Below are 10,285 nucleotides of genomic sequence, written 5' to 3' on the forward strand. Positions count from 1 at the left end.
ACCCGTGACCTCAACCCGCCTCAGCCAGCGCCTTAGCTCCAGCCGGCGCCGTAGTGATCCGGCCCGCCGCTGGGCGCGGGTGGCCATGGCTGTGTTGGCCACCATCGGCGCCATCGATACCGGCGCCATCACCCTGAAGCGTTGGGGTCTGCTGGGTCCTCTGAGTTGCCCTGGCGGAGCAGAGGGCTGCGACAAGGTGCTGAACAGCGCCTGGGGCAGCATCTTTGGCCAGCCCCTGTCTTTGTTTGGCTGGCTGGCCTACGGGGCGGTTTTGTTGCTTGCTGTGCTGCCGCTGGTGCTGCGCGGCGACTCGAGAGCGGCCCTTGCCCAGCGCAGTTGGTGGGCCCTATTGCTGCTGAGCACGGGCATGGCTGTTTTCAGCCTGTTGTTGATGGGGGTGATGGTTCTGAAGATTCAGGCCTTCTGTTTCTTCTGCGTGCTCTCAGCGACTCTCAGCCTGAGCCTGTTAGTGATCAGCCTCGTTGGTGGGGAGTGGGAAGACCGCGGCCAGCTGGTGTTCAGGGCCGTGATCGTGGCCTTGTTGGTGGGCATGGTGGGCCTGGGCTGGGCGGCTTCTGTGGATCGCCCCGCAGCGGTGCGGGGGGCTGGGGTCCCTCCCCTAGTTGTGGCCACCAGTAGTCCAGAAGCGATTGCCCTGGCAGAGCATCTCAGTCGAACTGGCGCGGTGATGTACACGGCCTACTGGTGCCCCCATTGCCATGAGCAGAAGGAGCTGTTCGGCAAGGAAGCCAGCGCCAAGTTGGGCCTGGTTGAGTGCGCTGCCGATGGCCAAAACAGCCAGAAGTCACTGTGCGACACCAAGGCCATTGAGGGCTTCCCCACCTGGGAGATCAACGGCAAGCTCGATTCTGGGGTTAAGTCCCTAGCTGATCTCGGCCGGCTATCCGGTTACGCCGGCCCAGTGCCCTGAACAGCAGCGGTGCTGGGGGGCCGGTGCCGCTGTTGATCGGTGTGGCGCTGCCAAAAAGGCTGGGCATGGGGCGAATCTGTGCGGTGGTGTCCGCCCCGGCTCTCGGTGCGGAACAGGGCAGCTTCGATTAGCAGCTCGGTCAGCACCAGCCGTTGCTGCAGTTCCTGCAGCCGCCGCAGTGCGGGCACCGCCGCGGGCTCGAATTGGACGCTCTGGCCCGGCTTCACGATTTGTAGCTGCCTCCAGGCTTGGCTTGCTTCGAGCTGCCGGCGCTGGCCCCGAAGTTGCTGAAGGGCAGGCCCCAGGGAGTAGCCATTGCGCTCTACACCCGCCACCTGCCAGCAAAGATCCCGCAGGGCGCTGATCTGGGCCTCCAGGCGCTCTTTTGGGGGCAAGGCCAGCTGGGTTGTGGTGATTAGCCCCTCTGGGTCGGCCTCGGTTGGCCTGCCCGGCGCCAGCTCGATTGTGCGTAGCTGGCGGGCAAACACCAGGCACTCCATCAGGGAGTTGCTGGCTAGCCGGTTGGCCCCGTGCACGCCCGTGCAGGCCACTTCGCCTACGGCATACAGGCCAGGCACGCTGGTGGCGGCTTGGAGATCGGTCCAAATGCCGCCCATCCAGTAGTGGGCGGCCGGGGCCACCGGGATCGCCTCCCGGGTGGGTTCCAGCCCGAGTTCACGGCAACGCCCCAAGATCGTGGGGAACTGGCGCTCCAGGCGCGGCAGTCCCACAGGCCGCAAATCCAGCCACAGATGGTCTACGTCTAGGGCCTGCATCCTTCTGGCCAGGGCGCGACTTACCGCATCCCTTGGGGCGAGATCTGCTCCCGGCAGCTGCGCCACCGGGCTGGCTCCCGACTCTTCCACCAGGCGTGCGCCTTCGCCGCGCACCGCCTCAGATATCAGGAAGTGGGGTGCACCCGGCAGCATGAGGGCGGTGGGATGAAACTGCACAAACTCCAGATCGCGCAGTTTTGCGCCGGCTTGCCAGGCCATCACTACCCCGTCGCCGCTCGCCAGGCTGGGGTTGGTGGTGTGGGCGAAAAGGTGGCCTCCACCACCAGTGGCCAGCACCACAGCCCGGGCTGTAAGCCAGTGGAGGCGGTTCTCCTCGAGCACCGCCAGGCCCACACAGCGGCCCTGCTCCAACCAGAGTTGCCAGGCCACAACGCCCTTTCGCTGTTCTAGCCGGGGCCGAAGCAGAACCTCCCGTTCCAAGGCTTCCACCAGGGCGCCGCCGGTGCGGTCCTGGGCATGCAGCACCCTCCGGTGGCTGTGGGCGGCTTCCAGGGTTGTGCTCAGATTTTTGCCGTCGCGGTCGAAGGCCATGCCCAGCTCCAGCAGGCGCTCTACGCAGCCTGGAGCGTCATGCACAAGTAGCTCCACGGCCGCCAGATCGCCCAGTCCAGCCCCTGCCACCAGGGTGTCTTCGATGTGGCTCTGGAAGCTGTCGTTGGGTCTTGTTACTGCGGCTATGCCTCCCTGGGCCCAGCGGCTGGCGGATCGGGGTGTGGTGCTGGGATCACTGTCCTTGCTTAGCAACAGCACGTGCAGATGGCTGGGCAGCTCCAGGCAGGCCATGAGCCCGGCTGCTCCACTGCCAACTACCACCACATCCCAGGACTGCTCTGCCATGGCGGCTGAAGACATCCGACAAAGGTCGGCACTAAAAAAGCCGCCGGAAGGCCCCGACGGCTTTCAAGAGAATCGAATTTTAAGCCTCAGCGGTACTGGCCATCGTTGATGCGGTCGTCGCCTTCGTTGAGGGCGATGACTGCATCAGTGACTGTGAAGTTGTCCTTGTACTTGGTGAACAGCTCCTTTTGGCGATCGGTCAGATCGAGGTTCAGCACATCGTCAACGCTGGCATAGGGGCCTCCCAGGACGATTTTGCCGGCCAGGGTCGGATACATGCCTGGGTAATCCTGGAAGCGGCGCACAGAACAGTTGTTTAGGTCCACCTTGCCGGCTCGCTCGGCGATTTTGTCGTCGGCTTGGTTGCGACGATCGGCTGCGTAAGCCGGGGGTGGAATCAGCAACGTGATCAAGAGGCCGGCCAGCACAACCCCACTAATCAGCCAGGCAACCAGCCGTTTCATCACGACACTCCGTTGAACTACGGGAAGGGAGGCGACATCGGTCACCGGGATTCCAACGTTACAGAGCCATGCCGGAATCTCTACCTGTAACCCTCCAGGATTTGCAGTTCTTCAGATCAGGCCGCTCAGGCTCGGTGCCCCAAGAGAGGCCAGCAGGAAAAGGGCATCTACCGCCAAGGTCGTGGCCAAGGCTGCACTGGTTATGCGTCCCACCTCGCCCAAACCCCAGAGCCAGCGGCAGGCTTGAACCAGCACCGCAGCGCACAGCACAACCAACACCAGGCTTTGGGGTGCGAGCACCTGCTGGGCTGCAGCTTGCAGGAGCAGGGGTGCTTCGGTGCTGCCCGCATTGAGGATCTGGGGCCAGGAGGGCATCAGCCCGGTGCCGGCTATGGCTGCATCAGTGGCTGCCGTACCAAGCAGGGACCCCAAGTAGAAACCGCAGGCAAATTTCCAGCGGCTCTGCAGTCCAGTCAGAGCTAGAGGCAGGGCAAAAGCCTCGATGGGCAGGTGCCAAACCGGATGGAGCCGGCACCAGCCCCAAAACAGGCTGCCTGCCAACCAGCTGCCGCAGAAACCAACTAGCAATTCCCCGGCTCGACTGGCTCGGGGATTGGGGTGCTGACTCAGGGCTAGCGCCAGGCCGAGGAGGGGCACCGTGAACAGAGCCGCACTGAAAGGTGCAAGCCGCACCCATGGGGCCTGCAGGAAAACTGGCAGGGTGACCAAAACCCCGCTGATTAGGCTCAGCCCAGGGTTGCGGCACACCTGCAGCAACGCACGCAGCGAAGGAACGGCCGGAAGGCCTGCCGGGGCTATTGCGCTGGGAGGGGCCCCGACCACCAAAATTGTGAAGAAAGATGCGCAACCTTAAGGGTTCAAGCGGGGAGCCGCGCCATAGGGTCGTTGCAGCTCGTGTTGCCCGCGATGTTGTCCGCTGCCATGCCGAACCTGCCCGTTGCGGTGATCGGTTTCTGGGAAGCCTGCTTTCGATCCCTGGTGTTGGGGGTTTTGCAGGGGCTGACGGAGTTTTTGCCGATCAGCAGCACCGCCCACCTCAAGGTGGTGCCGGTCTTGCTCGGCTGGGGTGACCCGGGGGTGGCGGTCACGGCGGTGATTCAGCTGGGCAGCATCGCGGCGGTGTTGGCTTATTTCCGCTCAGACCTGGCTGAAGTGATCAGGGGTGTGGGCCGGGCCTGCCGTCACGGTCAGTGGGGCGACCCCTCCGCTCGCATGGGTGTCGCCATTGCCCTTGGCACTCTGCCGATTGTTTTTGCTGGTTTGGCTTTGAAACTTTGGGTGCCCGATTACGACAACTCGCCGCTGCGCAGCATGGCCTCGATCGCGGTCGTGTCGATCGTGATGGCCCTGTTGCTGGCTCTGGCTGAGCTGGTGGGTAGTCGTCGCCGCGAGCTGGTTGATGTGCAGCCCCGCGATGGTGTCTGGGTCGGCCTGGCTCAAGCACTGGCTCTGGTGCCAGGCGTTTCCCGCTCGGGGAGCACCCTCACTGCCGCTTTGTTTGACAGCTGGCAGCGCCCGGCCGCCGCCCGCTTCTCTTTTTTGTTGGGCATTCCGGCAATCACCCTGGCAGGGCTGGTGTCCCTCAAGGAGGCATTCAGTGCTCCAACTGGTGGAGGCGCCGTGCCCTTGCTTGTGGGGATCGTTGCCGCTGCGGTGGTGTCCTGGTTGGCGATCGCCTGGTTGCTGCGTTTTCTGCAAACGAACAGCACCTGGGTATTTGTCGCCTATCGCCTGCTCTTCGGGGTGGGCATATTGATTTGGCTTGGCGCCAGGATGGGAGTCTGAATCCTTAGCAACCCCTAACGCCGTGTGGAATGAGCCCTCTGCGGGGATTGCCCTGGCTGCCCTCGATGGCAGCTCTCCAGGGGCGGTGCGCTTGCCGGCCCCTGCCGTGGTCGCCTCGGTGGAGCCTGGTTCGATCGCTGAGGAGTTGGGCTTTCAGCCGGGCGACCGCCTGCTCAGCATCAATGGCAAGCGTCCACGGGATCTAATCGATGTTCAGATGTTGGTGGGAGAGGAAGAGCTCACCTTGGAAGTTGAAGATCCAGACGGATCCCTGCATACGGTTGAGTTGGAGAAGGATCTCGATGAGGGCTTGGGACTGGGATTCACCGAAGCTTTGTTCGATGGCCTCAAGCAGTGCAACAACGCCTGTCCGTTCTGCTTCATCGACCAGCAGCCACCGGGTCGCCGCAGCAGTCTCTACCTCAAAGATGATGATTACCGGCTCAGTTTTCTTTACGGCTCCTACCTAACACTCACCAATCTCACCGCCGCTGATTGGCAGCGGATCGAGGAACAGCGGCTTTCGCCCTTGTTCGTTTCCGTCCATGCCACCGAGCCTGAGCTGCGTAGCCGTTTGCTAGTCAATCCTCGGGCCGCTCTGCTGCTCGATCAGCTTGGCTGGTTCGCCCAGCGGGATTTGCAGATCCACGCCCAAGTGGTGGTGTGCCCCGGTATCAACGATGGCCCGGCCCTACTGCGCACCTTGCAGGATTTGGCCCAATTTGGCGCTGGCGATTGGCCCGCGGTGCTCTCCGTGGCAGTGGTGCCCGTGGGGCTTACCCGTTTTCGTCCCGATGGGGATGCCCTCGTACCCGTAGATCGCCAGTCTGCCCGCCAGGTAATCGCCTTGGTGGAGCCCTTGCAGCAGGGCTTTCAGCGAGATCTGGGTAGTCGTTTCGTTTGGTTGTCCGATGAGTGGTATTTGATGGCGGGGCTGCCCCTTCCCCCCCGGGCAGATTACGAGGACCTACCCCAGCAGGAAAACGGCGTGGGCAGCATTCGCGCCTTTATCGAGGCGCTTGAGCTCGCTACCCGGAAGCTGCCCAAGGCCCTGGCCAGGCCGCGGCGGCTGAGCTGGGTGGTGGGCCAGCTGGTGGCCGAAGCCCTCGAGCCCGTGGTGGCCAGGCTCAATGCGGTTGAGGGGCTTGACCTGATTTTGCATGGCTTGCCCAGCCCTTACTGGGGGCAGGAGCAGGTGGTTACGGGCCTGCTGACCGGTTCTGATCTGCTTACCGGCTTGGCTGGCTTGGATTTGGGCGAGGCCTTGCTGCTGCCAGCGGTAATGCTGCGCCAGGGCGAACCGGTATTCCTCGACGACCTCAGCCTGGCTGAGGTCGAGGCCCAGCTGCCGGTGCCTGTGCAGCTGCTGAAGGGTGCAGACGACCTTGTGGCCTCATGTTTAGGCAAGTTTCCATTAACTCCTTAAGATGTGCGGGATTAGGCTGTTGTTGGCGTGCACAATTTCACTTCCCGCTTAGCTCTGCTTTGCCTGCTGGGCACTCCTTTGTTGTCCTTTGCAGCCCAAGCTCAGGACAAGCCGGCGCCTGCTGCTTCCCAGGCGGATTTGACTTTGCCCATGCCTCCATCGTTGCCACTGGCGCCTGAAGCGCTGCGTGGCGACTCGACTACGAAGTTGCGGGGCTATCGGCCACGCCTAAACCCAACCCTCGTGACTCCGGCATCTACCAAGCTGGCGCCTGGGCTTGAGAATCTGCCCGCACCCGCCTCCTTGACGCTGCCGGTCAAGCCTGAGCAAGTCAGAATAACAGAGTTGCGCCCCCTTGGTTTAGTTGAAGTAGAAAACCTTGCCGAGGTCAATAACCCCAATCTTAAGGCGATTGCCAGCCAGGTTGATCAGGCGCAAAGTAATCTACGAGCCCAGATTTCTCAGTGGTATCCCAACCTAAATCTTGAGGCAAACTCGCTTCCAACCTTTACAACAGGGCAGGCGCGTTCAAATGCTTTTTCCGGCGCTGCCCTGACTGATCGCTGGGACTTGGGAGCTGCGTTGACAGCCCAATGGTCCTTGATTAACCCTCAGCGGGTTCCGACTATCGCAGCGGCGCGGGATCAATTTGAGAGGGCCAAGTTTCAATATGTCATTGCCCTACGAGATTTACGCCTGCAGACGGCATCTGCGTATTTTGATCTCCAACAGTCCGACGATCAAGTCCGCATTGGCCAAGAGTCCGTGCGTGCTTCGATCGTGAGCCTGAGAGACTCCAAGGCTCGCTTCCAAGCTGGGGTTGCCACTAAATTAGAAGTCTTGGAGGCAGAAACCCAGCTCTCCCGAGATCAGCAATTATTAACTAATTCACTTGCTGCTCAAGCAATTGCTCGCCGCACGTTGGCGGCGCTGTTGGATCTTCCCCAAAACGTAACTCCAACCGCCAAAGATCCGGCAAGGGTCTTTGGCATTTGGCAGCCTTCATTGCAGGAAAGTATTGTTGCTGCATATACTTTTCGCGAAGAGCTGGATCAAGCCCTGCTTGATATTTCTATCGCTAACAGTCAGGCTAACGCTGCCCTCGGAGAGGTTCAACCATTTTTAAATATAGTCGCGGCCTTCTCCGGCAATGTCTTCGACGGTCAGGATCCAGTGATTGTCGCGCAGGCTGGTGTTGATGGAAGTAATTACGACACTGCCATTGGCGTCAACCTGAGCTGGCGTATTTTTGATGGTGGGGCGGCTGCGGCCCAATCTCGGCAAAATAAGCAGCTTGCCCAAGAAAATACCTTTCGCTTCGCCCAGCGCCGAGACGGCATTCGTCAGGAAGTGGAGGCCAGTTTCTATGAACTTGAGAAAAATAATCGCAACATTGTGACTACTTCTAGGGAGGTGATTTCAGCTCGCGAATCTTTGCGGCTAGCTCGTCTGCGCTTCCAGGCTGGTGTTACAACCCAGCGAGAGGTGGTGGACAACCAGCGAGATCTCACCCAGGCAGAAGTGCGCTATTCCAATTCAATCACTGACTACAACAAGCGTCTGGCTGAGTTGCGTCGCCGAACCGGGCTAGATCAAGTGGCTGGTTGCACGCCCCAGTCCCTACCAGCGGTCAAGCCTGCCGGCGCTTCAGATGTTCCCGTCGAACCCACACCCCTAATTCCTGCCTGTCAGGCAGCTGCCCAGGGAGCAGTCTGACGCCGTGGTGGCGTCGTCCGTTGATCAACAGCCTTCACTTGGGCTGCCCAACACCCTGCGATTGGGTTTGTTCCAGGGTTGTTTGGGCTGCTTAGCCGTCATCTTCGCGGGCCTGCTCAACAGGGTCATGCTTAGCGAGCTTGAGTTCCCCGGCCTACTTGTTGGTGGGGCGCTGGCGTTTGAACAGTTTGTTGCTCCCTCCAGGGTGTTGTTCGGCCAAATTTCAGATGCCCATCCCTGGGCGGGGCGTCACCGGCTTCCCTATATATGGCTGGGTACTGCCCTGTTTTGTGGCTTGGCGGTGCTGTCCGTTCCCCTGATCTTTCATGTGGGTCGCTTGCTTGAAGCTGCTTCCCAGCCTGAACTGGCATTGGGAATCGCGGCGCTTTGCGGGCTGTTTGCTCTTTATGGTCTGGCGATTTCCCTCGCCTCCACCCCCTATCTCGCCCTCGTAATTGATCGCACCAGCGAGGCTGAGCGGCCCCGGGCGGTGGGCTTGATTTGGTGTCTGCTCACTGTGGGCATTGTGATTGGGGCAATCTCGATCAATCTGAGCTTGCGCAGTCTTGATGGCATCACCGATCCTGCCCTTTTGGAGCCTGTATTGCTTGGCTTCATGGGCCGGGTGGCCGTAGTGGTGCTTGTGCTCACGGTTGTTGCCACCGTTGGGCTCGAACCCAGCAAAAAGCAACTTGACTTGCCTGCGGGCGGGCAGCGCCGGGAGGATTCCATCACCCTCGCCCAGGCCTGGGCACTTGTCAGCTCAAGCCGTCAGGTCCTGGTTTTTTTCTCCTTTCTTGTGCTGTTCACCCTCGGCTTGTTTCTACAGGACCCCATTCTTGAGAGCTACGCAGCAGACGTGTTTGGCATGCCGATTGCAGCCACGGCATCCCTGAACGCCATCTGGGGTATGGGAACTTTGACGGGCTTGCTGCTTGCTGGGCTGTGGATCGTGCCCAGGCTCGGCAAGTTGGCAACTGCGCGACTGGGTTGCCAGTTGATCTTGGTCAGCCTGGTGTGTTTGGCATTAGCTGGTTTGGAGCCCCGTGTGCCGGTGCTGCAGGTAGTCATGCTCCTGTTTGGCTTGGCGGCGGGCATAGGGACCAACAGCGCCCTAGTGCTGATGCTTGATCTCACCTTGCCGGAGGCTGCTGGCACCTTTGTAGGGGTCTGGGGTCTGGCCCAGGCCTTATCAAGGGCCTTAGGGAAACTGCTCGGTGGTGGACTGCTTGATCTAGCTCGTTCTCTCCAGCAGGCTTTCGAGCTTGCCCCGTCTGTTTATTTCCCCTACGCCCTGGTTTTGGGCGTGGAGGTGCTGGTTGCTTTTGGTGCCCTGGTGTTGCTGAGGCGCGTCAACCTGCGCCAATTCAGGGAGGATACGGGTCGCAGCCTCAGCAAGGTGCTGGCCCTAGAGCTCGGATGAACCCAGAACACCCAGTGCTTTCCCCCCCAGATCTCAATCCAGGCCTGGTTGAGCTGATTGATCTTGTGGCTGACCGGCAGCGGGCTGATTTTGGTCATATGGCCTCCGATCTCAAATCAGACGGCAGCCTGATCACGGCCTGTGACCGCTGGAGTGATGCGACCCTGGTTGAAGGATTGGCTCGCTTGTTTCCCGGTGAAGGGGTGCTAAGCGAGGAAGGCGACAAAACAGTGCCTAAGACCTCTGCTTATTGGGTGGTTGATCCCCTGGATGGCACCACTAATTTTGCGGCTGGGATTCCCTACTGGGCCATTTCAATAGCGCGTTTTGAGGCTGGTCGTCCCGTGCTTGCCGTACTGGATGTGCCACCTCTGCGGCAGCGGATCGTAGCGATACGCGGTCAGGGCGCCTGGCGCAATGGTCGCCTCCTGCTGGCTCCCTCCGGGCAGAGCCACCCTGCTGGCTGCGCTTCCTTGTGCAGCCGTTCGATAGGAGTGCTGCAAAAGCTGCCCAATCAACGCTTCCCTGGGAAAATCCGTTTGCTTGGGGTGGCAAGCCTCAATCTTGTCAGTGTGGCGATGGGGCAAACGATCTCAGCCCTTGAGGCCACTCCCAAAATCTGGGATCTGGCAGCAGCGTGGTTGGTGCTCAGCGAGTTGGACTGCCCGATCCGTTGGCTGGTGCGATCACCGGAATCAATCGATGCTGGTTCCGATCTGTCTGCAGCCGATTTCCCTGTGCTGGCGGCCGATCGGCCGGAAACCTTGGCCCGCTTCATGCCCTGGGCCGATGCGCTGGTCGCCTGATACTTGCCAGAAGGGCATAGGAGGTGATATGTTTTTGGACTGCGCGCAAGGGGGAAGAACCCGAAGCGAGCAGGCTTAC

At 60.9% G+C, this 10,285-nt stretch carries 9 protein-coding genes; 6 read left to right on the forward strand and 3 right to left on the reverse strand.

The window, feature by feature from the left end:
* The first annotated feature begins 4 nt into the window (after positions 1 to 4).
* Positions 5 to 931 carry a vitamin K epoxide reductase family protein gene (locus C7K55_RS12705; RefSeq protein ID WP_241518368.1) on the forward strand — a complete coding sequence of 309 codons (927 nt, stop codon included), beginning with the start codon at positions 5 to 7 and terminating at the stop codon, positions 929 to 931.
* Here the strand turns inward: C7K55_RS12705 and nadB are convergent.
* From nadB to C7K55_RS12720, 3 genes are all read right to left on the reverse strand, one after another.
* Positions 910 to 2,565: an L-aspartate oxidase gene (gene nadB / locus C7K55_RS12710; RefSeq protein ID WP_106633093.1), complete on the reverse strand. Its 1,656-nt coding sequence runs from the start codon at positions 2,563 to 2,565 to the stop codon at positions 910 to 912. The two genes, C7K55_RS12705 and nadB, sit on opposite strands and share 22 nt — an antisense overlap.
* Positions 2,566 to 2,651: 86 nt before the next feature.
* On the reverse strand, positions 2,652 to 3,029 hold the full coding sequence (psbU, locus tag C7K55_RS12715; RefSeq protein WP_106633094.1) for a photosystem II complex extrinsic protein PsbU: 378 nt from the start codon (positions 3,027 to 3,029) through the stop codon (positions 2,652 to 2,654).
* Positions 3,030 to 3,140: 111 nt separating this feature from the next.
* Positions 3,141 to 3,758, reverse strand: coding sequence for a DUF3120 domain-containing protein (locus tag C7K55_RS12720; RefSeq protein WP_241518369.1), 618 nt, complete (start codon positions 3,756 to 3,758; stop codon positions 3,141 to 3,143).
* A 198-nt stretch (positions 3,759 to 3,956) separates the two neighbouring features.
* Between C7K55_RS12720 and C7K55_RS12725 the strand changes: the two genes are divergently transcribed.
* From C7K55_RS12725 to C7K55_RS12745, 5 genes are all read left to right on the forward strand, one after another.
* Complete coding sequence (locus tag C7K55_RS12725) at positions 3,957 to 4,835, forward strand: undecaprenyl-diphosphate phosphatase (protein ID WP_241518370.1); 879 nt, start codon at positions 3,957 to 3,959, stop codon at positions 4,833 to 4,835.
* Positions 4,836 to 4,857: 22 nt separating this feature from the next.
* Positions 4,858 to 6,261, forward strand: a complete 1,404-nt coding sequence (locus C7K55_RS12730; protein WP_106633096.1) for a TIGR03279 family radical SAM protein — start codon at positions 4,858 to 4,860, stop codon at positions 6,259 to 6,261.
* 150 nt (positions 6,262 to 6,411) lie between these two features.
* On the forward strand, positions 6,412 to 7,977 hold the full coding sequence (locus C7K55_RS12735) for a TolC family protein (RefSeq protein WP_106633106.1): 1,566 nt from the start codon (positions 6,412 to 6,414) through the stop codon (positions 7,975 to 7,977).
* Between the two features lie 7 nt (positions 7,978 to 7,984).
* Positions 7,985 to 9,400 carry a BCD family MFS transporter gene (locus C7K55_RS12740; protein ID WP_106633107.1) on the forward strand — a complete coding sequence of 472 codons (1,416 nt, stop codon included), beginning with the start codon at positions 7,985 to 7,987 and terminating at the stop codon, positions 9,398 to 9,400.
* Positions 9,397 to 10,206: an inositol monophosphatase family protein gene (locus tag C7K55_RS12745; RefSeq protein ID WP_106633097.1), complete on the forward strand. Its 810-nt coding sequence runs from the start codon at positions 9,397 to 9,399 to the stop codon at positions 10,204 to 10,206. Before C7K55_RS12740 ends, C7K55_RS12745 begins: the two co-directional genes overlap by 4 nt.
* Positions 10,207 to 10,285 lie beyond the last annotated feature (79 nt).

It is taken from the genome of Cyanobium usitatum str. Tous (assembly GCF_003011885.1).
Taxonomy (GTDB): Bacteria; Cyanobacteriota; Cyanobacteriia; order PCC-6307; family Cyanobiaceae; genus Cyanobium_A; species Cyanobium_A usitatum.

Coding starts and splice junctions, on each gene's coding strand:
- C7K55_RS12735 (WP_106633106.1), top strand. CDS start 6,412: ATGCCTCCATCGTTGCCACTGGCGCCTGAAGCGCTGCGTGGCGACTCG.
- C7K55_RS12745 (WP_106633097.1), top strand. CDS start 9,397: ATGAACCCAGAACACCCAGTGCTTTCCCCCCCAGATCTCAATCCAGGC.
- psbU (WP_106633094.1), bottom strand. CDS start 3,029: ATGAAACGGCTGGTTGCCTGGCTGATTAGTGGGGTTGTGCTGGCCGGC.
- C7K55_RS12725 (WP_241518370.1), top strand. CDS start 3,957: ATGTTGTCCGCTGCCATGCCGAACCTGCCCGTTGCGGTGATCGGTTTC.
- nadB (WP_106633093.1), bottom strand. CDS start 2,565: ATGGCAGAGCAGTCCTGGGATGTGGTGGTAGTTGGCAGTGGAGCAGCC.